Here is a 25,950-nt window from a genome sequence, read left to right as displayed (position 1 = left end):
AGTAAGTGACTGGGGGAGCGAATGTAGCTGCCGCACCAGTAAGCCAAAAGACGACGAGTAAAATGCCAGGTTTTACTATGGATACGAAAAAACTATTCAAGCACATACCCTGGGTGATTCTTGGAATCATCGGTGCATTCTGCCTCGCGGTAGTTGCATTACGTCGGGGGGAGCACGTCAGTGCCCTGTGGATCGTGGTCGCCTCTGTGTCGGTGTATCTGGTGGCGTATCGCTACTATAGTCTGTACATCGCTCAGAAGGTGATGAAACTCGATCCCACGCGCGCGACGCCTGCGGTTATTAACAACGACGGTCTGAACTATGTTCCGACCAACCGTTACGTGTTGTTTGGTCACCACTTCGCCGCTATCGCCGGTGCCGGTCCGCTGGTTGGTCCGGTTCTCGCCGCGCAGATGGGCTACCTGCCGGGTACGCTGTGGCTACTGGCGGGGGTAGTGCTGGCCGGTGCAGTGCAAGACTTTATGGTGTTGTTTATCTCTTCTCGCCGTAATGGCGCATCTCTCGGTGAGATGATCAAAGAAGAGATGGGGCCAGTACCGGGGACTATCGCGCTGTTTGGCTGTTTCTTAATCATGATCATCATCCTCGCCGTCCTGGCGCTGATTGTGGTTAAAGCCCTGGCCGAAAGTCCGTGGGGTGTCTTCACCGTTTGCTCAACCGTACCGATTGCGCTGTTTATGGGTATCTACATGCGCTTTATCCGTCCGGGGCGTGTGGGTGAAGTCTCTGTCATTGGTATCGTGCTGCTGGTTGCCTCTATCTACTTCGGTGGCGTGATTGCTCACGATCCGTACTGGGGGCCGGCACTGACCTTTAAAGACACCACCATTACCTTCGCGCTGATTGGCTATGCGTTTGTTTCCGCACTGCTGCCGGTGTGGCTGATCCTCGCACCGCGCGACTATCTGGCAACCTTTCTGAAAATCGGCGTTATCGTCGGCCTGGCGCTGGGTATCGTGGTGCTGAACCCGGAACTGAAAATGCCTGCGATGACCCAGTACATTGACGGTACTGGCCCGCTGTGGAAAGGCGCTCTGTTCCCGTTCCTGTTCATCACCATCGCCTGTGGTGCGGTATCTGGCTTCCACGCGCTGATCTCTTCCGGTACGACGCCGAAACTGCTGGCTAACGAAACCGACGCGCGTTTCATTGGCTACGGCGCAATGCTGATGGAGTCCTTCGTGGCGATTATGGCGCTGGTTGCTGCGTCCATCATCGAACCGGGTCTTTACTTCGCGATGAACACCCCGCCTGCGGGTCTTGGCATCACCATGCCTAACCTGCATGAAATGGGTGGCGAGAACGCGCCGATCATCATGGCGCAGCTGAAAGACGTTACCGCACACGCGGCCGCAACCGTCAGCTCCTGGGGCTTCGTGATTTCTCCAGAGCAGATCCTGCAAACCGCGAAAGACATTGGTGAGCCTTCTGTCCTGAACCGTGCAGGTGGAGCGCCGACGCTGGCGGTAGGTATCGCACACGTGTTCCACAAAGTGCTGCCGATGGCTGACATGGGCTTCTGGTATCACTTCGGTATTCTGTTCGAAGCACTGTTCATCCTGACCGCACTGGATGCCGGTACGCGTTCTGGCCGCTTTATGCTGCAAGACCTGCTGGGTAACTTCATCCCGTTCCTGAAAAAAACCGACTCTCTGGTTGCCGGTATCATCGGTACAGCGGGCTGTGTGGGTCTGTGGGGCTACCTGCTGTATCAGGGCGTGGTCGATCCGCTGGGCGGCGTTAAGAGCCTGTGGCCGCTGTTCGGTATCTCTAACCAGATGCTGGCAGCCGTGGCGCTGGTACTAGGCACCGTTGTGCTGATTAAGATGAAGCGTACCCAATACATCTGGGTAACTGTTGTTCCGGCGGTATGGCTGCTTATTTGCACCACCTGGGCGCTGGGTCTGAAACTGTTCAGCACCAACCCGCAGATGGAAGGCTTCTTCTACATGGCAAGCCAGTACAAAGAGAAGATTGCTAACGGTACTGACCTGACGGCGCAGCAGATTGCCAACATGAACCACATCGTTGTGAACAACTACACCAACGCAGGCCTGAGTATTCTGTTCCTGATTGTGGTGTACAGCATCATCTTCTACGGTTTCAAAACCTGGCTGAAGGTGCGTAACAGCGACAAACGTACTGACAAAGAAACACCGTACGTTCCAATCCCGGAAGGCGGCGTGAAGATCTCTTCGCACCACTAACCGTGTTTAGCCCCGCTTCGGCGGGGCTTTGTTCTTATCAGAGTGAACTATGTTTGGTAACTTAGGACAGGCAAAAAAATATCTCGGCCAGGCGGCGAAGATGTTGATTGGCATTCCAGACTACGACAACTACGTCGAGCATATGAAGACCAACCATCCCGACAAGCCGTACATGAGCTATGAAGAATTCTTCCGCGAACGCCAGAACGCGCGCTACGGCGGCGATGGTAAAGGCGGTATGCGCTGTTGTTAATGGAGAGAGCATGAACCCGATTGCAGTTACCCTACTCACCGGTTTTTTAGGCGCAGGCAAAACCACCCTGCTGCGCCATATTCTTAACGAACAACACGGCTACAAGATTGCCGTGATTGAAAACGAATTCGGCGAAGTCTCCGTTGACGATCAATTAATTGGCGACCGCGCCACGCAGATCAAAACGTTGACCAACGGCTGCATCTGCTGTTCGCGCTCCAACGAGCTGGAAGACGCGCTACTCGACCTGCTGGATAATCTCGACAAGGGCAATATTCAGTTCGATCGTCTGGTGATTGAATGCACCGGCATGGCCGATCCCGGCCCGATTATTCAGACCTTTTTCTCCCATGAGATTTTATGCCAGCGTTACCTGCTGGACGGTGTGATTGCGCTGGTGGATGCGGTACATGCCGATGAGCAGATGAACCAGTTCACCATCGCCCAGTCCCAGGTTGGCTACGCCGACCGTATTCTGCTGACTAAAACCGACGTCGCAGGCGAAGCAGAGAAACTGCGTGAACGCCTGGCGCGCATCAACGCCCGTGCACCGGTCTACACCGTTACCCACGGCGATATCGACCTGGGGCTGCTGTTCAACACCAACGGTTTTATGCTGGAAGAGAACGTCGTCAGCACCAAGCCACGTTTTCACTTTATCGCGGATAAACAAAACGATATTTCGTCGATTGTGGTGGAACTGGATTACCCGGTAGATATCAGCGAAGTTTCCCGCGTTATGGAAAACCTGCTTCTGGAATCGGCGGATAAACTGCTGCGTTACAAAGGGATGCTGTGGATTGACGGCGAACCTAACCGCCTGCTGTTCCAGGGCGTCCAGCGCCTCTACAGCGCCGACTGGGACCGCCCGTGGGGCGATGAAAAACCGCATAGCACGATGGTGTTTATCGGGATTCAGCTGCCGGAAGATGAGATTCGGGCGGCGTTTGCTGGGTTGAGGAAGTCTGCGTGAAAGGTTGAGTGTAAAGCAGTTCAATGCCCCATTTAGCAGTGAGGGGGAAGCAGAACGACGTGCTCCCCTCCGCTAAGTTTTATTGCGCGTGAATACCTAGATTTGGCAAAAAATTGCCGCGTTTGGCGTCAGCCCATGCATCGCTACCAGACGCAGGAATATCGCTGTAATCAATATCATCGTCGGATTTATTAACCAAAGCCTTGAGTTCAGCTTCTTGCTGCACATCAAGTGTGTAGAGTGTGTCCCGTTTATGTTAAACCATGCTCATTTATGTCCAGAACCTTTACGATTTAATTATAAAGATGACTTATTTCAGCCATCCTGGCACGTTATATTCTGAGACATTCTCAATGGAATATGCATCTCTCCTGTCAGAACCTTTCTTACATTTCAACTCATTGAACCCCCATTTACCCTCTCTATTGGAATAAAATACAGTATATTTATCGGTATTAAATCCGAAATACCTTTCATCCGGATGTGAAATATTCAACTGTCCACATTTAACCTGACTGCGCCATTCAAAATCTATAGTACTTTTTAAAACGTAGTACGAAATACTCTCTACGTTTTTTGAAGCAAAAACCACTAAAATAGTAGATGCTATAAATGCTCCGGCAAGTATAAACAACCTGTACACACTTAATTTAGCCCACAGAGTTAAAAAAGCAAAATAGATAATAAGTTGCATTAACATGAAGAAAAGAAACAAAAAAGCCATCCCTTTCCAGAAATACTCAACCCATGGTGATAGTGTGATGTTTAGATTACTCAAACTTAAAAATAAACTGGAAGAAAAACTACTTGAGAATAAATATATAATTGGTATGGCAGCTATAGTCATAGACCTAATAATCATTAAATTTTTATTATTTTTAAATTCCAACTCTAATATAATAAAAACACCTCCCAGAAAAACAAATGCTGAAAAAGCACTAAAAATATATACAGAGGCACTGACTGGAAAAATATTAATTGAAAGCACAAAAAACAAAAATATAAACCATGCAATAAGTGAACACCAGGCAGCACAACTATTCAACCTGTTTTTATTACTGAACTTAACAAAATACCCCATATATTCTGTAATGCGATTTTCTTCTACTAATGCATAAAGAAGAATACCAACAAAACACAGAGATAAAGTAATATCTTTCCACAGATATTTATAAGGGAGAAGTATAAAACCAAGAAATAGATAAACGAGCAGAATGACATCTAATGCCTTAGTACAAAAATATTTTTTAACTCCTTGCAAGAACCGAACATTCTCCATATGAATCCTTATCCAGCTATTGATGAAACTCAAGAATACCTTTAAAACAGTGACTTAACGCTGATAATACTCTTTGAACAGATGAATTCATCTATTTTTCTGTGTAGAATTTGCGCATCGCATTTAGATGAGAACACCCCATGGCGGAACTGAACCTAAGTAACCTGACGGAAGCAGACATCATTACCAAATGCGTTATGCCAGCCATTCTTAATGCAGGCTGGGACAACACAACGCAAATCAGACAGGAGGTCAAACTCCGGGACGGTAAAGTCATCGTACGTGGTAAAGTTGCGGCACGCAGAACGGTAAAATCTGCTGACATCGTGCTGTACCACAAGCCAGGCATTCCCTTAGCTGTGATTGAAGCAAAAGCCAACAAACATGAAATTGGCAAAGGGATGCAACAGGGCATTGAATATGCGCGCCTGCTGGACGTTCCTTTTGTTTTTGCCACCAACGGTGATGGCTTTATCTTCCGCGATGCTACCGCAGCCGAAGGTGAACGCCTTGAAAAACAAATAACGCTGGATGACTTCCCCTCCCCCGCTGAACTCTGGCAAAAATTCTGCCTCTGGAAAGGATACACACAAGCTCAGCTTCCGGTGATTACTCAGGACTATTACGACGATGGCAGCGGTAAATCGCCACGTTATTACCAGCTTCAGGCAATCAACAAAACCATAGAAGCCGTCTCCAACGGGCAAAACCGCGTTCTGCTGGTCATGGCGACCGGAACAGGGAAAACCTATACCGCATTCCAGATCATCTGGCGCCTGTGGAAATCAAAAAATAAAAAACGCATTTTGTTCCTTGCCGATCGCAACATTCTGGTCGACCAAACCAAAAATAATGATTTCCAGCCATTTGGTACGGCAATGACCAAAGTCAGCGGACGCACCATTGATCCCGCTTATGAAATTCACCTCGCGCTCTATCAGGCTATAACTGGCCCGGAGGAAGACCAAAAAGCGTTTAAACAAGTCGCACCAGATTTCTTCGATCTGATCGTGATCGACGAATGCCATCGCGGCAGCGCATCCGAAGATAGCGCCTGGCGAGAGATCCTTGATTATTTCAGTTCAGCCACCCAAATTGGCTTAACCGCCACGCCAAAAGAGACGCATGAAGTCTCCAGCACGGATTACTTCGGCGATCCGGTTTACGTCTACTCGCTAAAAGAAGGGATCGAAGACGGCTTCCTCGCCCCTTATAAAGTTGTCCGTGTTGATATTGATGTCGATCTGCAAGGCTGGCGCCCAACCAAAGGGCAAACTGACTTAAACGGCGAAGTGATCGACGATCGTATCTATAACCAGAAAGATTTCGATCGCACAATGGTAATCGACGAACGCACAGAACTGGTTGCCAGAACCATTACCGACTACCTCAAGCGCACCAACCCGATGGATAAAACCATCGTCTTCTGTAACGACATCGATCATGCAGAACGTATGCGCCGCGCCCTGGTTAATCTCAACCCGGAGCAGGTGAAAAAGAACGACAAATACGTCATGAAAATTACCGGTGATGATGAAATTGGCAAAGCTCAGTTGGATAACTTCATCAACCCGAAAAAACCGTACCCGGTTATCGCGACCACTTCAGAGCTGATGACCACCGGTGTGGATGCTAAAACCTGCAAACTGGTAGTACTGGATCAGAACATCCAGTCGATGACCAAATTCAAGCAAATTATCGGTCGTGGTACACGCATCGACGAGCGTTACGGAAAACTCTGGTTTACCATCCTCGACTTTAAAAAAGCCACCGAACTGTTTGCCGATGAGCGTTTCGATGGCATTCCCGAAAAAGTCATGGATACCACACCAGAGGATATCGCCGATCCAGAATCTGATTTTGAAGAGAAACTCGAAGAAATCAGCGAACACGACGAAGAGCTGGTGACAGGCGTTGATGAACCGCCTGCGCCGCCATACCAGGTTACCGATACCGATGATGTCGGCCCACTTCCGGAAGAAGACGAGAAGAAAATCCGCAAGTTTCACGTCAATGGCGTGGCGGTGGGCGTTATTGCACAGCGCGTTCAGTATTACGATGCCGACGGAAAACTGGTTACCGAATCCTTTAAAGATTACACCCGCAAAACACTGCTTAAAGAATATGCCTCGCTGGATGACTTTACCCGCAAGTGGCAGGACGCCGATCGCAAAGAAGCGATCATTCACGAGCTGGAGCAACAGGGGATTATCTGGGAAGTGCTGGCAGAAGAAGTCGGTAAAGATCTCGACCCGTTCGACATGCTTTGCCACGTAGTGTATGGTCAGCCGCCGTTAACCCGCAAAGAGCGCGCCGAGAACGTGCGCAAGCGGAACTACTTCACAAAATACTCTGAAGCAGCGCAAGCCGTGCTCGATAATCTGCTGGATAAATACGCCGATGCGGGCGTACAGGAGATCGAAAGTATTCAGGTGCTGAAACTTAAGCCATTTGACAGCATGGGCACCTTACCGGAGATTATTAAAACCGGATTTGGCGACCGTAAGGGGTATAATCAGGCGCTCAGCGAGCTGGAAAACGAAATCTACCAATTACCGCCCCGCTCTGCTTAACAACTCTCTTTTGCGCCTTCTGCAACCATCATGTTGCAGAAGGCCTTGTTTTTCATGGAATACAACATGTCTATCAGTTCAGTAATCAAATCATTACAAGATATTATGCGCAAAGATGCCGGTGTGGACGGCGATGCGCAGCGTCTCGGTCAGCTCTCCTGGCTGCTGTTTTTGAAAATCTTCGATGCCCAGGAAGAGGCGCTGGAACTGGAGCAGGATAACTATCAATATCCGATCCCACAGCGTTATTTATGGCGCAGTTGGGCCGCAAACGCGCAGGGCATTACCGGTGACTCCCTGCTGGAGTTCGTTAATGATGATCTGTTCCCGGCGTTGAAAAACCTCACTGCGCCTATCGATAAAAACCCACGCGGCTACGTGGTGAAGCAGGCGTTCAGCGATGCCTATAACTATATGAAAAACGGTACGCTACTGCGTCAGGTGATCAACAAGCTGAACGAAATTGACTTTACCAGCGCCAGCGAACGCCATCTGTTTGGTGATATTTACGAACAGATCCTTAAAGATCTGCAATCTGCGGGCAATGCTGGCGAATTCTATACTCCACGCGCCGTCACTCGCTTTATGGTGGATCGCGTTGATCCGAAACTCGGCGAATCCATTATGGACCCGGCCTGCGGTACGGGCGGTTTTCTTGCCTGCGCGTTCGATCATGTAAAGAACAAATACGTGAAGAGCGTCGCCGATCATCAGACGCTGCAACAACAGATCCACGGTGTTGAGAAAAAACAGCTTCCGCACCTGCTGGCGACCACCAATATGCTGCTGCACGGCATTGAAGTACCGGTACAAATTCGTCACGACAACACCCTGAACAAACCGCTTTCCTCCTGGGATGAACAACTGGATGTCATTGTTACCAACCCGCCGTTTGGTGGCACGGAAGAAGACGGTATTGAGAAGAACTTTCCGGCAGAGATGCAAACTCGCGAAACGGCGGATCTGTTCCTGCAACTGATTGTGGAAGTACTGGCGAAAAACGGTCGCGCGGCGGTGGTATTGCCGGATGGCACACTATTTGGCGAAGGCGTTAAAACCAAAATCAAAAAGCTACTTACCGAAGAGTGCAACCTGCATACCATCGTGCGCTTACCGAATGGTGTGTTTAACCCCTATACCGGCATTAAAACCAACCTGTTGTTCTTTACCAAAGGTCAGCCAACCAAAGAGATTTGGTTCTATGAGCATCCGTATCCGGCGGGCGTGAAAAATTACAGTAAAACCAAGCCGATGAAGTTTGAAGAGTTTCAGGCGGAGATTAACTGGTGGGGTAACGAGGCCGATGGTTTTGCCAGCCGCGTCGAGAATGAGCAGGCGTGGAAAGTCAGCATTGATGACGTGATTGCGCGTAACTTCAATCTGGATATTAAAAACCCACATCAGGCGGAAACCGTTAGCCATGATCCGGACGAACTGTTAGCGCAGTATGCAAAACAGCAGGCGGAGATCCAGACGCTGCGTAATCAACTGCGCGATATTCTTGGCACTGCGCTGTCTGGCAAGGAGGTTAACTGATGAGTGTGGAAAAGCTGATCGTTGATCATATGGCAACCTGGACCTCAGCGTTGCAAACCCGTTCCACTGCCGGGCGCGGCAGTTCCGGTAAAATTGATTTGTATGGCATTAAGAAATTGCGTGAGCTGATTCTGGAACTGGCGGTACGCGGTAAACTGGTGCCGCAGGATCCGAATGATGAACCAGCGTCGGAGCTGCTGAAGCGTATTGCGGCGGAAAAAGCGGAGCTGGTGAAGCAAGGTAAAATTAAAAAGCAAAAACCGCTGCCGGAAATTAGCGAGGAAGAGAAGCCGTTTGAATTGCCGCAGGGATGGGAGTGGGTAACTTTTTCACATTTAGGCTATTTTTTTGGTGGTAAAACTCCAAGTAAAATGAAAGATGAATATTGGGGAGGAACTATTCCATGGGTAACCCCAAAAGATATGAAAACGAATCTAATAGTCGATTCTGAAGATAAGGTGACTCCTTTAGCCATTGAAGATGGTTTAACCAAAGTATCTCCAGGCAGTATACTATTTGTCGCAAGAAGTGGAATTCTAAGAAGAATTTTCCCAGTCGCTATAACATCTATTGAATGTACAGTTAATCAAGATATAAAAGTATTATCACCATTTTTTAGTGATATTTCATACTATATACGATTGATGATGAATGGGTTCGAAAGATATATAATTGAGAATTTAACAAAAACAGGAACTACTGTTGAAAGCCTGTTGTTTGAAGATTTTATATCACACCCATTCATGATTCCACCATTCGCAGAGCAGAATAGGATCTTAAGTACTGTCAAAAAACTCATGTCTCTTTGCGACCAGTTGGAACAGCAATCCCTGACCAGTCTGGACGCACATCAGCAACTGGTTGAAACCCTGTTGGGAACACTTACAGACAGCCAAAACGCCGAGGAACTGGCTGAAAACTGGGCGCGTATTAACGAGCACTTCGACACACTATTTACCACCGAAGCCAGCGTGGATGCGTTAAAACAGACCATTCTGCAACTGGCCGTAATGGGTAAACTTGTGCCGCAGGATCCGAATGACGAACCAGCCTCTGAACTGCTCAAACGAATTGCGCAGGAAAAAGCTCAACTGGTGAAAGAAGGGAAAATAAAAAAACAAAAACCGTTGCCGCCAATTAGCGATGAGGAAAAACCGTTTGAACTGCCTAATGGATGGGAATGGTGCAGGCTCGGAGAGCTTATTGATTCCATTGATGCTGGGTGGAGTCCTGCATGTTCTTCTGAACCAGCCACTCCAGGAGAATGGGGGGTGTTAAAAACGACCGCAGTTCAATCTCTTGAATATAGAGAGTACGAAAACAAGGCGCTCCCTAAAAATAAAGCCCCAAGGCCACAACTAGAAGTAAAAGCAGGAGATATTCTTATAACAAGAGCTGGTCCTAAAAATCGGGTTGGTATTTCATGCCTTGTTGAAAAAACAAGAGAAAATTTAATGATTTCAGATAAAATAATCAGATTTCATTTGATATCAGAGGATATCTCCGAGAAATACATTTCCTTATGTCTAAACTATGGGTTTACTTCAACATATCTTGAAAACTCCAAATCTGGCATGGCAGAAAGTCAGATGAATATTTCACAAGATATTTTAAAAATGGCACCTATAGCTATCCCGACTACACATGAACAATTAAAAATAACAGATAAAATAAATGAAATGATGGATTATTTTATAACTCTAAAGAGTCAAATTCAATCTGCCCAACAAACCCAACTGCACCTTGCAGACGCACTCACTGACGCGGCGATAAACTAATTTTCTCGCCATCAAAAAATCAATAAAGCGGCTAAATAGCCGCTTTATTCACATCATCAAAAATTATATTTCACGCTAATTTTCATCTTATTTTTCATTAATTTTTAGCTGGACTTTCCCTGTATTTACTGATGATATATCCAGGTATTTAGCGCGGTGCGGATGTGCGCCAACACACCCGCACCGCTAATCACAATCCCTATTTCAAAGGAATAGTAATCATGACTGACACGCATTCTATTGCACAACCGTTCGAAGCAGAAGTCTCCCCGGCAAATAACCGTCAATTAACCGTGAGTTATGCGAGCCGCTACCCGGATTACAGTCGTATTCCCGCCATCACCCTGAAAGGTCAGTGGCTGGAAGCCGCCGGTTTTGCCACTGGCACAGCGGTAGATGTCAAAGTGATGGACGGCTGTATTGTCCTCACCGCCCAACCACCCACCGCCGAAGAGAGCGAACTGATGCAGTCGCTGCGCCAGGTGTGCAAGCTGTCAGCACGTAAACAAAAGCAGGTGCAGGAATTTATTGGGGTGATTGCGGGTAAACAGAAAGTTGCCTGATAGATTGACCCGGTAGCGCCAAGTGCTACCGGGTATTATTCGCCGCGTTATACCAACGCGCTCTCCATCTGTTTTTCAAATGCCTGACGAATTAATCCCATAATGTAAGGAAGTTGTGTGAGGTCGCTGAAACCAATTTCCACATCGCCATTGCCCCAGCGCCCAACATTTGTCACATCTTTGGCAATACCTTTCGGATCGACCAGTTCATGAAACTGCATATTAAGCGACAACCGCAGTCGGCTTTTTTGCGGCACAACATCAACAAAATTCGTTTCAGCTTTAAACGCAATATACAGCTTTAAAACTTCCTGTGTGATCCCTGCGTCCAGGCGCATAACTTCATCGCGAAGATGATCGAATAACACCCGGCTATGCGAACCATCAGCAAGGAAAGGAAAATCATTCAGGCTGTAACTGGTTTTGTTCTCCGGCTGCCCCCGATAAACAGCTAAAACCTCTTCAGGAAGAGAAGGCGCTTGCCAGACCTGAACCGCGAGATCGGCCAGACGATCGGCACGGGTGCGAATGGCGGCTTCATCCCATTTTTCGCACTGTCCAAGACCGATATTCAAATAGAGCGGGCTATGCTTAAAGCCGTCTTCAATATCGCGTTTTTCCGCGAAAGGTCTGTCACTGTAGCGGGAGTTATAGCGCGTTAAAGTGAGATTCCCCAACGTATGCAACAATTCTTTATGAATACGCTGCCAGTCGCTTCCCAGCTCTTCGCGCCATTTAGCCGACAGATTTTCGTTCTGCGGCATAATGTGTTCAATCGTAAACTCTTCCACGCGCTCTCTGCGTTTATCGTTTTCCAGTCGTCGTAACCAGTAGCTGCGACTGCGGAAGTTATAGAGATCGCGAACTTTTAATTCCCGTTTAAATTCATCATCGTTGGGAAAACGACGATATGAAGGCAGGTTCATAAAATGCACCTGAATACTTTCCAGATATTTTTCTTTATTAATGATCTTATAAAAAGTGGCAAACGTCTTGTTCAAAGAATTTGTCGGAATTGCACACACTGCACGGCGGAAAACATAAGATTCAATTAAACGAATTATGCGCAGGAAATCTTCGTGAGACAAATCACCATTTTTATAGTCATGATAAAGCGCCAGTAAGAAAGGATACGCCACATCGACCTTTAACTCGCGCAAATCCTGAAAAGCCGTAGCAAGCGATTTGTCACTTTCCTTACCCAATGCCATTGCACAGCAATACTCCGCGTAGATGTGTATATCTTCAACCAGCCGATCTACGCCTTTTTCAGCAACACTCTGGCTGCGGGCATGTAGTTTAAATGCCTCATAGACTTCATCTGTCCGAGGGATCTCCCCCGTTTTTACCGTCAGATAATGACGCATAAAACTGTCAAAATATTCGCTGTAACCTTGCTGACCAAAAGCGACTTCCATTGGACGCCAGTGATCTTCATACAACCGGGTTTGATGCTCTGGTTCGAGACCCATCAGAATAAAATTGCGCACCAGATCGGCCTGACTTAACGCCTTACCGGTGGAGTTCATACTTTCAAAAATCAGTTGCGGATTATCCTGACCACGATTAAGCGCCACATCGACAATTAATAACTTTGCTAACCCACGACATAAGGGGATCAAATCATCACCGAGTTTGGCAATTTGCTCATCAAAGAAAGTAAAGTTTTCCATTATTCGATGGGAATAGTTTTCTGGCATTGGTCTTTGTTTTATTAACGCCAGCAAACTGTCTTTATCGGTCTCGGTCAGCAGTAATTTAAATCCTTTCTCACCGGACTCATAAGGATTGAGTAAATAATAATTACGCAGTTTCATTGCCGAAAAGCCATCAAAAACTTCTTCTTCGCCAAGATGGCGCGATAAAGCCTCAATCAGCAACATTGCGGTCGTCAGCCGCTGTTGACCATCAATGACCAGCAACGGAGAAATACCGGAAACCTGATACAACCCCTGCTCTATATAAACAACCGAACCGATAAAATGCGCTGATATATCGTCACGCTTTCCGGCACGAATGATGTCGTCCCAAAGTTGCCGACATTGTTGCTCTGTCCATGAATAGGTGCGTTGATAAATGGGAATAACAAACTGCTGCGAACGTTTTAAAAAATCGAGTAAACGGGCTTCTGTTGCTTTCATTCTGACGTCTTTCCGTGAAGCGATGATTTCACAATAATAAACACTTCCTTGTGGAGGTTATAGAGAAATCCTGTTTATCCGCGACGAACTGTCCCCTCACTCCACATCCTCTCTGCGTAGCCCAATATCCTTCAACCGCTCATCACTCATCTGCTGTAACACACGCCGGGTCTGCTTTTTCAGCCACCAGCTTCGCACCGCCTGCCAGAGTTGCACGAAGCCGATAAACGGCGCTTTGGCTTTGTTTTCGTGAAATTCCATCTGCTGCCTCCTCATCTTTCAGAGGCTTCATCATCCGCCTTCTGGCAGTTCACAATACAGATGCAAATATTACTTTTATTTAACATACAGACAGGGTAAAACAGCATCTGCATCCGGTTTTTTGCCAGCATCTGTACCGGTTTTTCTCTCTGTATGCTCCAAATAAGGAATACAGCATGACGCGTTATCAACATCTGGCGACTCTACTTGCCGAGCGGATTGAGCAAGGGCTGTATCGTCACGGGGAGAAATTGCCGTCGGTGCGCAGCTTAAGTCAGGAGCACGGCGTCAGTATCAGCACCGTGCAGCAGGCGTATCAGACGCTGGAAACGATGAAGCTCATCACCCCACAGCCGCGTTCGGGTTATTTTGTCGCGCAACACAAAGCCCAGCCGCCAGTGCCGCCGATGACGCGTCCGGTGCAACGTCCGGTGGAAATTACCCAGTGGGATCAGGTGCTGGATATGCTGAAAGCGCATAGCGATAGTTCTGTTATTCCGTTCAGTAAAAGCACGCCGGATGTCGAGGCGCCCAGCCTGAAACCGCTCTGGCGGGAGCTTAGCCGGGTGGTGCAGCATAATCTGCAAACCGTTCTCAGCTATGATTCGTTAACCGGTCAGCGGGTATTGCGCGAGCAGATTGCCCGCCTGATGCTCGACAGCGGCTCGGTGGTCACCGCCGATGACATTATTATCACCAGCGGCTGCCATAACTCGATGTCGCTGGCGTTAATGGCGGTGTGTAAACCGGGCGATATTGTCGCGGTTGAATCGCCCTGTTATTACGGTTCGATGCAGATGCTGCGTGGCATAGGCGTGAACGTGATTGAAATCCCAACCGATCCAGAAACAGGCATCAGCGTTGAAGCACTGGAACTGGCGCTGGAACAATGGCCGATTAAAGGCATCATTCTGGTGCCAAACTGTAATAATCCGCTGGGATTTATTATGCCGGACGCGCGCAAACGAGCCGTTCTCTCTCTCGCTCAGCGTCATGATATTGTGATTTTTGAAGATGATGTCTACGGCGAACTGGCAACGGAATATCCGCGCCCGCGTACCATTCATTCATGGGATAGCGATGGTCGGGTGCTGCTGTGCAGTTCGTTCAGTAAAAGCATTGCGCCAGGCCTGCGCGTGGGCTGGGTCGCGCCGGGGCGTTATCACGATAAACTGCTGCATATGAAATATGCCACCAGCAGCTTTAATGTACCGTCCACGCAAATGGCGGCAGCAACGTTTGTGCAGGAAGGTCACTATCATCGTCATATCCGGCGGATGCGGCAGAACTATCAGCGCAATATGGCGCTTTATACCTGCTGGATACGGGAATATTTTCCCTGCGAAATCTGTATTACGCGCCCGAAAGGCGGATTTTTACTGTGGATAGAATTGCCTGAACAGGTTGATATGGTCTGCGTCGCGCGGCAATTGTGCCGCATGAAAATCCAGGTGGCGGCAGGTTCGATTTTCTCAGCTTCCGGCAAATACCGTAATTGTCTGCGCATCAACTGCGCTTTGCCGCTCAGCGAAACCTATCGCGAAGCACTGAAGCAAATTGGCGAGGCAGTGTATCGGGCAATGGAATAAATACGGAATCGTGACGACACGCCTGAATTTCCTCTGACGAATAGCCTGTGGCTCGTTTTGTCTCTATAGCAACATCGCTACGTTCCAGTGTGGCTTAGGTAAAGTGCGCTTTGTTCATGCCGGATGTGACGCGAGCGCCTTATCCGGCATACAAAATATTGCAAATTCAATATATTGCATGGGCTATGTAAGCCTGTTAAGCGTAGCACATAAGGAAGTTTGGCGTTTGTCATCAGTCTCTGATTATTATTCGATCCCTTAATCGCGGTAACTGTCAGGCAAAGACTGACCTAATGCCTGTATTTGCTCTGATGAATGTCCGGTAATCTTTTGTATCCATTCAGGATCTGCACCATTCTGCAAAAACAACCGGAGAAGACGCTGTTCCCCTTCTTCTTTGCCTTCGATCCTCCCTTCTTCCCTTCCCAACAGCCATCCCGCATTATGTATTCGCTCTGCAATCGTCATGATTCGCTCCCTGTGTTGTGGCATTCGCCTGGCAAGCTCATTGACAAATTCTTCAAAACTCGCTTCATCACCAGCCAGTAAAATGTAATTTAACAGCGCGGTTATCTGGCTGTCATTAGCGCACTCTGTAACCAGTAATGCTACCAGTTGATCAATCAGCCCCATCATATTGCGCTGGCGGATATGCTTTTGGATCAGCTCCAGCAGGGCAACTCTGCGATGTTGCACAATCTCATCGTCCGGCACCACAGTGATATCCACCAGCGGGAACGCGGCGGTATAAAGTTTCCGAGCGGTAATCGGGTCGGCAAATTCGTCCAGCCAGCACAAAGACCAGGGGTAAGGACTACGATTACCGTGATAAAACAGCATCGGAATAACCAGCGGTAGCGGCTGGCGTTTATCATGCTCTATATGACGCTGCATCACCGCCATGGAATATCGCATCAGCCGAAAGGCCATATGAATATCCTCGCGGCTCTGATGTTCAATCACCACGTAGATATAACCATCGCCTTCGCGGGTCTTTACCGACCATAAAATATCGGAGTGCAGCGCCCGCAGTTTTTCATCGACAAAGCTGGCTGATTCCAGTTTTAAGGTATCGAGATCGCACAGTTCACGTAAACCTTTTGGTAAATGGATCTCCATAAAGTCCCGCGCGGTGTCAGGGTGCGTGAGAAAAGATTTAAATAATGCGTCATGCGGCGTGCTGGTCGTGAAGTTTGTCATGGCGATCCGTCACCTGTTGAAGAGATAGCCCGACTTTAGCGATTCCTAATTCCGCTCACATCCGGTAATTTCCCATTCCCCGAGGCGCTTTCCAGGCTATTTTTGTTCTCCTGCAAGCGATACATTTTTCTGGAAGGCGTCTCGATTTTTGCGTGAACCTGCCGTCAGGCTCTATTCTTACGATATGAATAAAATCATTGAACTCCGACGCGCCAAAATGCTGGCGCTCTCTTTACTGCTCGTTGCTGCCGCGACTTTTATCGTTACGCTTTTTTTGCCCCCCAATTTTTGGGTGAGCGGCGTGAAGGCGATTGCGGAGGCGGCAATGGTCGGCGCTCTGGCTGACTGGTTTGCGGTGGTGGCGCTGTTTCGCCGCGTGCCGATTCCGATTATTTCTCGCCATACGGCGATTATCCCGCGTAATAAAGACCGGATTGGCGAAAATCTCGGGCAGTTCGTACAGGAAAAATTTCTCGATACCCAATCCCTGGTGGCGTTAATTCGTCGTCATGAACCGGCGTTGTTAATCGGTAACTGGTTTAGTCAGCCGGAAAACGCCCGCCGCGTTGGGCAGCATCTTTTGCAGATCATGAGTGGTTTTCTCGAACTTACCGATGATGCACGTATTCAGCGTCTGCTTAAGCGCGCGGTGCATCGGGCGATTGATAAAGTGGATCTTTCCGGCACCAGTGCGTTAATGCTGGAGAGCATGACCAAAAACGATCGTCATCAGGTGCTGCTGGATACTCTGATCGCACAACTGATCGCCCTGCTCCAGCGCGATAAATCACGCAAATTTATCGCCCAGCAGATCGTCCGCTGGCTGGAGAACGAACATCCGCTGAAAGCGAAAATTTTGCCAACTGAATGGCTGGGTGAACACAGTGCGGAGCTGGTTTCCGATGCGGTAAATTCCTTGCTTGACGATATCAGCCGCGATCGCGCGCATCAGATCCGCCATGCGTTTGATCGCGCCACCTTTGCGCTGATCGACAAGCTAAAAAACGATCCCGAAATGGCGGCGCGCGCCGACAATATCAAAGCGTATCTGAAAGAAGATGAAGCGTTTAATCGCTATCTCGGTGAATTGTGGGGTGATTTGCGGGAATGGTTGAAGGCCGATATCAATAGCGAAGATTCTCGCGTGAAGGAACGTATCGCGCGGGCGGGTCAATGGTTTGGCGAGACGTTAATTGCCGATGACGCCTTGCGGGCGTCATTAAATGGTCATCTGGAACAGGCCGCGCACCGCGTCGCACCAGAGTTTTCGGCATTCCTGACGCGCCACATTACTGATACGGTAAAAAGCTGGGATGCGCGGGATATGTCACGGCAAATCGAGTTAAATATCGGCAAAGACCTCCAGTTTATCCGCGTCAACGGTACGCTGGTTGGTGGTTGTATTGGATTGATACTGTATCTTTTATCGCAAATCCCGACTTTGTTACCCCTCGGCAATTTTTAACCGCGAGAGAGAACAAATAAAGCACACTTAAATCATGGTAATAATGCGGCCTTTTTCATTGTCTCCCGTATACGGGGAAGGAAAATCATGCCACTTGTCACCGTTCTACCCGCCATTTTCGAGCAGTTCTCCAAAGTGCGTCATTCCGCTGGTCGGCACTTACTGCACGTTTATGCCGCAGAAGATGCACACTGCCTGCGGTGCGGTTGCTCCACCTCAGCTGAAACTACCGAAGAAGCGGAGCAAGAACCTGCGCAATCTTTGTCATTGCGCAACAAACTGAATGCGATGACTGCCCGCATTCGTCAGTAATGGAAAGAAAGACAGCAACTGGAAATGCATTGCACATTACGATCTGGCTCCGCGTTAAGGATTCATTAAGATCACTACGTATACTTATCGATATCTTATTGATTTTCTTGGATGGAAATGCCATGACAAAAAGGTTTTCGTTAAGTAAACGTATCAGCATTATTATTCTTTTTGCCATTGTCGCAGTGTGTGTATTCTTCGTGCAATCTTGCGCGCGCAAAAGCAGTTATCCCGCAGGGTTTCAAAATTACCACGTTAATATTGATGGTAAAGAGATTGCAGGTGTAACGAATAATATCTCCTCACTGACCTGGTCTGCGCAGAGTAATACCCTGTTTAGCACTATCAATAAGCCTGCGGCGATTGTTGAAATGACCACTAATGGGGATTTGCTCCGCACCATTCCTCTGGATTTTGTGAAAGATCTCGAGACGATCGAATATATTGGTGATAATAAGTTCGTCATCAGTGATGAACGCGATTATGCCATTTATGTGATTTCACTTAATGAAAAGTCAGAAGTGAAAATCCTCAAAAAAATAAAAATTCCGTTGCAGAAAACGCCAACCAATAGTGGTTTTGAAGGGCTGGCTTATTCTCGCCAGGATCACACTTTCTGGTTTTTTAAAGAGAAAAATCCGATTGAGGTCTACAAAGTTAACGGGCTACTAAGTAGCAATGAATTGCACATCAGCAAAGACCAGGAACTACAACGTCAATTTACTTTAGATGATGTGTCCGGCGCAGAATTTAACCAACAAAAAAATACGCTGCTGGTACTGTCTCATGAGTCACGCGCACTGCAGGAAGTGACGCTGGCTGGCGAGGTTATCGGTGAAATGTCACTAACCAAAGGCAGCCGGGGTTTGTCACATAACATCAAACAGGCTGAAGGGATTGCGATGGATGCCTCTGGCAATATTTATATCGTTGGCGAACCGAATCGTTTTTATCGCTTTACCCCTACATCATCACATTAACAGACTGGCATGTTTCACCTTTTTGTTATTAACTTGTTAACAACAAAAAGACAAGCAAGGTAAAACATGTCCCCGTCATCGCATCCCGTAGAACGCTTTTCCTTCAGCACCGCGCTTTTCGGGATGCTGGTTCTGACCTTAGGTATGGGGTTAGGTCGCTTTCTTTATACGCCGATGCTGCCAGTTATGCTGGCGGAGGGGCAGTTTTCATTTAGCGAACTGTCGTGGATTGCCAGCGGCAACTACGCTGGGTATCTGGCTGGAAGCCTGTTGTTTTCATTCGGCGCATTTCATTTACCCTCACGTCTGCGCCCGTTTTTATTGGCTTGCGCCCTGGCAACCGGATTGTTGATCCTTGCGATGGCGTGGTTGCCGTCGTTTATTCTGGTGTTGTTGGTTCGCTTTCTGGCAGGCATCGCCAGCGCCGGGATGTTGATTTTCGGCTCGACGCTCATCATGCAACATACCCGCCATCCTTTTGTACTTGCGGCACTGTTTTCTGGCGTTGGTGTTGGTATCGCGCTAGGCAATGAATATGTGCTGGCTGGGCTGCATTTTTCCCTCTCCTCGCAAACGCTATGGCAAGGTGCCGGGGCGCTTTCTGGCATGATATTGATTGTACTGGCGCTTTTGCTTCCTTCGAAAAAACACACCATCGCGCCAACGCCGTTAGCAAAAACCACTCAACAACCCATGAGCTGGTGGTTGCTGGCTATTCTGTACGGTCTGGCGGGTTTTGGTTATATCATCGTTGCCACTTATCTGCCGCTCATGGCGAAAGATGCTGGCCTGCCATTACTGACCGCCCATCTCTGGACGCTGGTCGGCTTGTCGATTGTGCCAGGCTGCTTTGGCTGGTTGTGGGCAGCAAAACGTTGGGGGGCGTTACCCTGCCTGACGGCAAATTTGCTGGTACAGGCTATCTGCGTGCTGTTAACCCTCGCCAGCAGCTCTCCTTTATTACTCATCATCAGCAGTATTGGCTTTGGCGGCACCTTTATGGGCACGACCTCGCTGGTGATGACCATCGCCCGCCAGCTTAGTGTGCCGGGAAATCTCAACCTGTTAGGCTTTGTGACGCTTATTTATGGCATCGGGCAAATTCTCGGCCCGGCGCTGACCAGTATGCTCGGCAACGGAACGTCGGCACTCGCCAACTCCACGCTTTGTGGCGCAGCGGCGCTGTTTGTTGCCGCGCTCATCAGCACAGTGCAATTATTTAAGCTGCAAACGGCGACTTCATAAGGGGGGATTTTTCTCCCCACCATACCAGAGAAGAGCGCCTCAGTATTTCCCTTGCCAGTCAAGAAACTCAACCGCAACAGTTGCTGTCAGCCAGACCCCGTTTTCCGCTTGCCAGAAAGGTATTCCTCGTTTCGCCATTTCTTCGGCTTTGACGGTTAAGATAACCGGCGATCCATGTCTGGCTCCTACTTTGCGAGCTGTCGCTTCATCAGCAGAGAGATGCACGTAATGACGCTCCCCTGCAATCAATCCCTGATTTTTTATCGCCTCAAGGAAGCGACTTGCCGTACCGTGGTAGAGAAATTGTGGCGGTGTTTTTTCGGTGAAGGCAATGGCGACCTGCGAGGTCGAATGCCCTTGAACAGCGCGAATGCACTTACCATCATTCGAATAACTAAAACGCTTTTTATCGCTAGTGGCGACAACGACATCCAGTAAGGCACGGGTTAACCGCTTGCCCACTTTTTGTGCACAGAGTATGAGTTTATCGACATCCGCCCATCCTTCACGATCCAGCGCGATGCCAATCGCCTCTGGTTTATGTCGGAGGACAAAACTTAAAAACTTACTCGTATCTGCCAACTCTTTTTCGCCATACTTTGCCATTTTGTCTTCTTCCCTGTATTTCCTGTTTTTATTCAGCTACGTCATTGTCACTGGGTTTATGAATTTTTTGCAACTCAATCCTGTTTTTCCACTCTGCAAAAAACACGTAGCAACACGCAGATACAAAAACGTTGTGGGGATTACCGCTGTCCCTTTAGCCACGGGCAGCGCAGTCGGCGTTGCTGTCAGCCATGCGACCGCAGGCGAACCGGCCATGATGTCACCGTTTTACTGCCCGCAATGTATTTAATGGCCAACCCGGTGCAAAATGTCGGTCGCAGCCTGGAGACAGCCGAAGTGAATGCTAAATGCTATCTGCATATCATTACGGTCTGCGCGATTAACGCATTGCTGTCGATCTGGGTTATGCAGATTATTGTTTAACAAGGAGTTTACATGATTGATTATTCCGCAGCCGGTTTCATCCTGCTGCAGGGAGCGCATTTGTATGCGCCGGAAGATCGGGGAGTTTGTGATGTCCTCGTCGCTAACGGCAAGATTATCGCCGTTGCCAGTAATATCCCTTCTGACATCGTACCGAACTGCACGATTGTCGATCTCAGCGGGCAGATCCTCTGCCCTGGTTTTATTGATCAACACGTCCATTTGATTGGCGGCGGCGGCGAAGCTGGCCCCACTACACGCACGCCGGAAGTGGCGTTAAGCCGCCTGACGGAAGCGGGCGTCACGTCGGTGATTGGCCTGCTTGGCACCGACTCTATCTCTCGCCACCCGGAATCCCTGCTCGCCAAGACCCGTGCGCTCAATGAAGAAGGCATCAGCGCCTGGATGCTGACCGGTGCTTATCATGTGCCTTCCCGCACCATTACGGGTTCTGTGGAAAAAGACGTGGCGATTATCGATCGCGTGATTGGCGTGAAATGTGCCATCTCCGACCACCGCTCTGCCGCGCCGGATGTTTATCATCTGGCCAATATGGCGGCGGAGTCCCGCGTTGGTGGCTTGCTCGGTGGTAAACCTGGCGTCACCGTGTTCCACATGGGCGACAGCAAAAAGGCGCTACAGCCTATCTATGATCTCCTGGAAAATTGCGATGTGCCAATCAGCAAGTTGCTGCCGACGCACGTTAACCGCAACGTTCCTTTGTTTGAACAGGCGCTGGAGTTCGCCCTGAAAGGCGGCACCATCGACATCACCAGCAGCATTGACGAACCGGTCGCCCCTGCCGAAGGGATTGCCCGCGCCGTTCAGGCGGGTATTCCGCTGGCTCGCATCACCCTCAGCTCCGACGGCAACGGTAGCCAGCCGTTCTTTGACGACGAGGGGAATTTAACGCATATCGGCGTTGCCGGTTTTGAGACGTTGCTGGAAACCGTGCAAGTGCTGGTCAAAGACTACGGTTTCAGTATCAGCGATGCCGTGCGTCCACTCACCAGCAGCGTCGCCGGTTTCCTCAACCTGACCGGGAAAGGCGAAATTCAGCCCGGCAATGACGCGGATTTGCTGGTTATGACACCGGAACTGCGCATTGCGCAGGTGTACGCTCACGGCAAACTGATGGTCAAAGACGGCAAGGCGTGCGTGAAAGGAACGTTTGAAACTGCATAAGCGGTTGTCAGCCGCCCGAATGGACGTAGGATGCCCGTTCGGACGGCTGACAGAGTAAAACGCAGAAGATGGTATTTAGCTGACTTTCCCCACCGTCGCACTGTACCAACCACCATGCTGCCAGACCAGATCAAACGTCAGAGGTTCATTATCGTGGTACAGCATCATCTCCAGGCTAATCGTCAGATTGTGGCAATATGCTTCTTTCAGACTCACCTGCAATGCAGCAATACGTGGTTCATGAAATAAAAGAGCGGAACGCAACTGGCGGCAATACCAGCTCTGGAGATGTTTGTCGCTCTGATTATCCCCTTGCCACTGTGGCATACCTGAAATAAGTAATGCGGGTAGCGGTGAGTGAGGAGAATTGAAAAGTTGAAAGAGATCCCGACATACGGAATCACGCAGCGATGATGTATTGCTGCCAGTGTTTTCAGGTAATACGGTCTGAAGTAATTGGCGCATCATTTTGCGCACTCCTGACGTTTAGCGGCATCGATATCTTGCCCTGACGGCTTGACACCACTGGGTTGATGCTCATTTTCCATAGTCATTCCTTTTTGCTCATCGCATCCGTGCCTGATAACAGGCTTGATTCTTGCCCGCAAAGTATAAGACCCTGAACAGAAATGAAGATCCACTTACTTTTTATTTAAGAAGATATAATTTGATAAAAGTCACTAAACCAGACAGAAACAAACCAATATATTTTGATTATTCCGAATAATCACTCAGATTTAAATAGATATATAATGTTTATAAAAGACATGTAATAAGTAATTATTAAATTACTCATCGTTTATTATTAATAATATCGGTTATTACGTGGCTAAAAGGCCTGGTGCAAAGCTGCTCAACTTTGCACCAGAAATAAAGGATCAGGCGTCAACTTTATCCAACGGCCAGGAGTCGAAGAGATAGCCGTCAAAATAGATATCGTCAACATTGGAAAACTCCAGCAGGCGCTGTTTCACATTTTCCAGATGCTGCCACATTGCCAGCTTCGCCGCACGGGCGTCTTTTTTGATTAACGCGGCGAGGATCTGTTTGTGATCGCCCAGCCACTCTTTGCGATACAAGCTGTCATCCAGATGGCTGTGCAACTGGATCCACATCGGATTGTTTTCCCGCCACTGCCAGGACTGCCGGAACAGCTCCACCAGCATACTGTTATGGGTCGCTTCCGCGATGGCGAGGTGAAACTGCATGTCACCGCTTTCACTGCTGCCCGGCGCGCTGGAGGCCAGTTCGCGTTCTTCAAGCTGCAATGCCTGGCGCATTTTGACGATATCTTCGCGGGTGGCCTGCAAAGCGGCAAATTCCGCGATGTTACTTTCCAGTAACTGACGCGCCTGTAACAGCTCAAAAGGACCGGCGTCATTGCAGACGTTGACATCTGCGTTGTCGGCAGTGTGGCTGGTTGAACTGTCGAGAACATAAATACCGGCGCCGCGCCGCACTTCTACCAGCCCTTTGATCTCCAGCATGATCAACGCCTCACGCACCACAGTACGCGTGACCTCGAGCATTTCTGCGATTTCACGCTCCGGCGGCAGTCGTTCGCCAGGATTGTACGGTGTTTTGATGATCAGATCGCGGATCATCGCCCCGACTTCCTGGTAAGGTCTTTGCGCAGAGGTGGCAGATTTCATGGTGTTGTGTCCGTTAGGTGCGGTTAATCAAATTATTGCCGGATGCGACGTGAACGCCTTATCCGGCCGACAAAGAGTGCGTATTCAATAAGTTGTGATTGATACCCAGGCTCGATAAGCGTGCGCATCGGGCGATCTTACGTTGATCGTTAATGACAAACTATACCATTAGCACTGGAAGTTGGCACGTACAGGTGGGCAAAAAAACGAAAACTGGTCAACCAAATATGAGTTTGATTGACCAGTAAGTCTGTCGGGGAATCAGTCAGTTACAGTGCAGCCACGCATTCGCGCGCGCCGCGCTCGCACAGTTGCTGATATGCCGCCGTCACCGCACCAACAAAGTCGGCATTCTGCGGCAGATCATCGGCAAAAATACCGCTCAGGCTCAACAGGGCTTTTACGCGTTCTGCTCCCTGATATTGCGCGTTGATCTTCTGGAACTCAGCCAGCATCGGATCAACTACGTCGATGGCGTTACCTTGCTCATCCACGCCCTGGGTGTAACGCATCCAGCCAGCCACGCCCAGCGCCAGATGACGCCAGCTACCGCCGTTTTGCAGGTGCAGACGCACCGGATCCAGCAGACGCTGCGGTAACTTCTGGCTGCCGTCCATCGCAATCTGCCAGGTACGGTGACGCAGAGACGGGTTGCTGAAACGCTCGATCAGCAGTGTCGCATAGGCGTTCAGATCAGTCCCTTCCGGCATCGACAGCGTTGGCGCTTGTTCCTGCATCATCAGGGCAAAGGCTGCTTTGCGATAATCCGGGTTAGTCATGGTGTCGGCAATGGTTTCATAGCCGCCGAGGTAACCGAGGTACGCCAGGAAAGAGTGGCTGCCGTTAAGCATACGCAGCTTCATCATTTCGAACGGCACAACGTCTGCAACAAACTGTGCGCCCACTTTATCCCAGTCCGGGCGACCATTAACGAAGTTATCTTCAATCACCCACTGACGGAACGGTTCGCAGGCAATGGCGCACGGATCGTAAACGCCCAGCTGATCAGCAATTTCCTGTAAGGTTTCTGGCGTCGCCGCCGGTACGATGCGGTCAACCATGGTGCATGGGAAGGTGACGTTATCTTCAATCCATGCCGCCAGCTGCGGGTCACGCGCCTGAGCCAGCCCCAGAACGGCAACTTTCGCCACATGACCGTTTTCACGCACGTTGTCGCAGGACATCACGGTAAACGCTTTCAGCCCTTTTTCACGACGCAGACGCAGGGCTTCTACGATGTAACCAATCGCGGACTTCGGCGCGGTCGGGTTTTCCAGATCGTGCTTGATCAGCGGGTTATTAAGATCCAGCTGACCGCTCGCCGCATCGGCGCAGTAACCTTTTTCCGTGACCGTCAGGGAGACAATCGCTGTTTGCGGACGCGCCATTGCGTTGAGAATACCTTCGCAACCGTCGATTTCTGGATGCAGGGCTTCTTTCATCGAACCGATAATTTTCAGTTCAGTGCTTTCTGCACCTTTTTCCGCCACGGTGTACAGCAGTTGCTGTTTTTTCAGGTTTTCGATCAGCACGCGGTCGTTGCCTGGCATCAGGTTAACTTCGCAGATACCCCAGTCGCTGTCGGTGCTTTCCAGCAGGTGATGGGTATACAGCGCCTGGTGCGCGCGGTGAAACGCCCCGCAACCGAGATGCACAATGCGTGATTCCAGACGAGAATGATCCCATGACGGGCGGGCAACCGGCAGATTGCTGTCAACAATAGTAGTCATCGTAAACTCCAGAATCC

At 49.2% G+C, this 25,950-nt stretch carries 20 protein-coding genes and 3 pseudogenes; 14 read left to right on the top strand and 9 right to left on the bottom strand.

Annotation, left to right across the window (positions count from 1 at the left end; all coding sequences use genetic code 11):
- The first annotated feature begins 77 nt into the window (after nt 1–77).
- The 3 genes from btsT to yjiA are packed head-to-tail and all read left to right on the top strand — an operon-like array spanning nt 78 to nt 3,454.
- Nucleotides 78–2,228 carry a pyruvate/proton symporter BtsT gene (gene btsT, locus WC5_RS12070; protein ID WP_001309197.1) on the top strand — a complete coding sequence of 717 codons (2,151 nt, stop codon included), beginning with the start codon at nt 78–80 and terminating at the stop codon, nt 2,226–2,228.
- Between the two features lie 49 nt (nt 2,229–2,277).
- The gene (locus WC5_RS12075) at nt 2,278–2,481 is read left to right on the top strand and encodes a YbdD/YjiX family protein (protein ID WP_000467859.1); all 204 of its coding nucleotides are present in this window, start codon (nt 2,278–2,280) and stop codon (nt 2,479–2,481) included.
- Nucleotides 2,482–2,491: 10 nt separating this feature from the next.
- Complete coding sequence (gene yjiA, locus WC5_RS12080) at nt 2,492–3,454, top strand: GTPase (RefSeq protein WP_001068090.1); 963 nt, start codon at nt 2,492–2,494, stop codon at nt 3,452–3,454.
- Nucleotides 3,455–3,764: 310 nt separating this feature from the next.
- Here the strand turns inward: yjiA and WC5_RS12085 are convergent, their stop codons facing one another.
- Nucleotides 3,765–4,733 (bottom strand): hypothetical protein, encoded by a 969-nt coding sequence (locus WC5_RS12085; RefSeq protein WP_016231565.1) that lies wholly within the window; start codon nt 4,731–4,733, stop codon nt 3,765–3,767.
- 140 nt (nt 4,734–4,873) lie between these two features.
- Here WC5_RS12085 and hsdR point away from each other — a divergent pair, with 140 nt between their 5' ends.
- From hsdR to symE, 4 genes are all read left to right on the top strand, one after another.
- A complete protein-coding gene (gene hsdR, locus WC5_RS12090; RefSeq protein WP_000819028.1) occupies nt 4,874–7,306 on the top strand; it encodes an EcoAI/FtnUII family type I restriction enzme subunit R in 2,433 nt (810 codons plus the stop codon).
- Nucleotides 7,307–7,372: 66 nt separating this feature from the next.
- On the top strand, nt 7,373–8,842 hold the full coding sequence (locus WC5_RS12095) for an N-6 DNA methylase (protein WP_010349965.1): 1,470 nt from the start codon (nt 7,373–7,375) through the stop codon (nt 8,840–8,842).
- Complete coding sequence (locus WC5_RS12100) at nt 8,842–10,620, top strand: restriction endonuclease subunit S (protein WP_000110071.1); 1,779 nt, start codon at nt 8,842–8,844, stop codon at nt 10,618–10,620. Before WC5_RS12095 ends, WC5_RS12100 begins: the two co-directional genes overlap by 1 nt.
- Before the next feature lie 221 nt (nt 10,621–10,841).
- The gene (gene symE / locus WC5_RS12105) at nt 10,842–11,183 is read left to right on the top strand and encodes an endoribonuclease SymE (protein ID WP_000132613.1); all 342 of its coding nucleotides are present in this window, start codon (nt 10,842–10,844) and stop codon (nt 11,181–11,183) included.
- Nucleotides 11,184–11,230: 47 nt separating this feature from the next.
- Here the strand turns inward: symE and WC5_RS25875 are convergent, their stop codons facing one another.
- The 3 genes and pseudogenes from WC5_RS25875 to WC5_RS12115 form a co-directional block, all read right to left on the bottom strand.
- Nucleotides 11,231–12,394 (bottom strand): GmrSD restriction endonuclease domain-containing protein, encoded by a 1,164-nt coding sequence (locus WC5_RS25875; protein WP_077629235.1) that lies wholly within the window; start codon nt 12,392–12,394, stop codon nt 11,231–11,233.
- Nucleotides 12,395–12,670: 276 nt separating this feature from the next.
- Nucleotides 12,671–13,324: pseudogene (locus WC5_RS25870) on the bottom strand (DUF262 domain-containing protein); the annotation flags it as partial.
- Nucleotides 13,325–13,420: 96 nt separating this feature from the next.
- Entirely contained in the window at nt 13,421–13,585 is a 165-nt protein-coding gene (locus WC5_RS12115; protein ID WP_000394260.1) for a DUF1127 domain-containing protein, read from the bottom strand.
- A 176-nt stretch (nt 13,586–13,761) separates the two neighbouring features.
- Here WC5_RS12115 and WC5_RS12120 point away from each other — a divergent pair, with 176 nt between their 5' ends.
- Nucleotides 13,762–15,174 (top strand): aminotransferase-like domain-containing protein, encoded by a 1,413-nt coding sequence (locus WC5_RS12120; RefSeq protein ID WP_000199291.1) that lies wholly within the window; start codon nt 13,762–13,764, stop codon nt 15,172–15,174.
- 258 nt (nt 15,175–15,432) lie between these two features.
- Here the strand turns inward: WC5_RS12120 and WC5_RS12125 are convergent, their stop codons facing one another.
- Nucleotides 15,433–16,374, bottom strand: coding sequence for an Rpn family recombination-promoting nuclease/putative transposase (locus tag WC5_RS12125; RefSeq protein ID WP_000181185.1), 942 nt, complete (start codon nt 16,372–16,374; stop codon nt 15,433–15,435).
- A 184-nt stretch (nt 16,375–16,558) separates the two neighbouring features.
- On the opposite strand from WC5_RS12125, the gene WC5_RS12130 reads away from it, so the two are divergent.
- The 4 genes and pseudogenes from WC5_RS12130 to WC5_RS12145 all read left to right on the top strand — a co-directional run bounded on the left by WC5_RS12130 (nt 16,559) and on the right by WC5_RS12145 (nt 20,376).
- The gene (locus WC5_RS12130; RefSeq protein ID WP_010349958.1) at nt 16,559–17,839 is read left to right on the top strand and encodes a DUF445 domain-containing protein; all 1,281 of its coding nucleotides are present in this window, start codon (nt 16,559–16,561) and stop codon (nt 17,837–17,839) included.
- An 87-nt stretch (nt 17,840–17,926) separates the two neighbouring features.
- Nucleotides 17,927–18,103 (top strand): annotated as a pseudogene (locus WC5_RS12135) (double-cubane-cluster-containing anaerobic reductase); the annotation flags it as partial.
- 170 nt (nt 18,104–18,273) lie between these two features.
- On the top strand, nt 18,274–19,131 hold the full coding sequence (locus tag WC5_RS12140) for an SdiA-regulated domain-containing protein (RefSeq protein ID WP_010349955.1): 858 nt from the start codon (nt 18,274–18,276) through the stop codon (nt 19,129–19,131).
- A gap of 66 nt (nt 19,132–19,197) precedes the next feature.
- Nucleotides 19,198–20,376 carry an MFS transporter gene (locus WC5_RS12145; protein WP_000075231.1) on the top strand — a complete coding sequence of 393 codons (1,179 nt, stop codon included), beginning with the start codon at nt 19,198–19,200 and terminating at the stop codon, nt 20,374–20,376.
- A gap of 39 nt (nt 20,377–20,415) precedes the next feature.
- On the opposite strand, the gene kptA is transcribed toward WC5_RS12145, so the two are convergent.
- A complete protein-coding gene (kptA, locus tag WC5_RS12150; protein WP_001151801.1) occupies nt 20,416–20,982 on the bottom strand; it encodes an RNA 2'-phosphotransferase in 567 nt (188 codons plus the stop codon).
- A gap of 163 nt (nt 20,983–21,145) precedes the next feature.
- Between kptA and WC5_RS0122180 the strand changes: the two are divergent.
- Nucleotides 21,146–21,366: pseudogene (locus WC5_RS0122180) on the top strand (hypothetical protein); the annotation flags it as partial.
- 12 nt (nt 21,367–21,378) lie between these two features.
- Nucleotides 21,379–22,551, top strand: coding sequence for a beta-aspartyl-peptidase (gene iadA / locus WC5_RS12155; RefSeq protein ID WP_000568390.1), 1,173 nt, complete (start codon nt 21,379–21,381; stop codon nt 22,549–22,551).
- 75 nt (nt 22,552–22,626) lie between these two features.
- Here iadA and iraD read toward each other — a convergent pair whose 3' ends face one another.
- The 3 genes from iraD to WC5_RS12170 form a co-directional block, all read right to left on the bottom strand.
- Entirely contained in the window at nt 22,627–23,019 is a 393-nt protein-coding gene (iraD, locus tag WC5_RS12160) for an anti-adapter protein IraD (protein ID WP_010349948.1), read from the bottom strand.
- A gap of 410 nt (nt 23,020–23,429) precedes the next feature.
- Nucleotides 23,430–24,203 carry a Uxu operon transcriptional regulator gene (gene uxuR / locus WC5_RS12165; protein WP_000833698.1) on the bottom strand — a complete coding sequence of 258 codons (774 nt, stop codon included), beginning with the start codon at nt 24,201–24,203 and terminating at the stop codon, nt 23,430–23,432.
- 269 nt (nt 24,204–24,472) lie between these two features.
- Nucleotides 24,473–25,933, bottom strand: coding sequence for a fructuronate reductase (locus WC5_RS12170; protein ID WP_016231564.1), 1,461 nt, complete (start codon nt 25,931–25,933; stop codon nt 24,473–24,475).
- Between the last annotated feature and the right edge of the window lie 17 nt (nt 25,934–25,950).

The sequence above is a fragment of the Escherichia sp. KTE114 genome (genome assembly GCF_000407765.1).
In the GTDB taxonomy this organism is placed as follows: domain Bacteria; phylum Pseudomonadota; class Gammaproteobacteria; order Enterobacterales; family Enterobacteriaceae; genus Escherichia; species Escherichia ruysiae.
The sequence above is the reverse complement of the archived record's forward strand: the minus strand, read 5'-3'. Positions and strand labels throughout refer to the sequence as shown.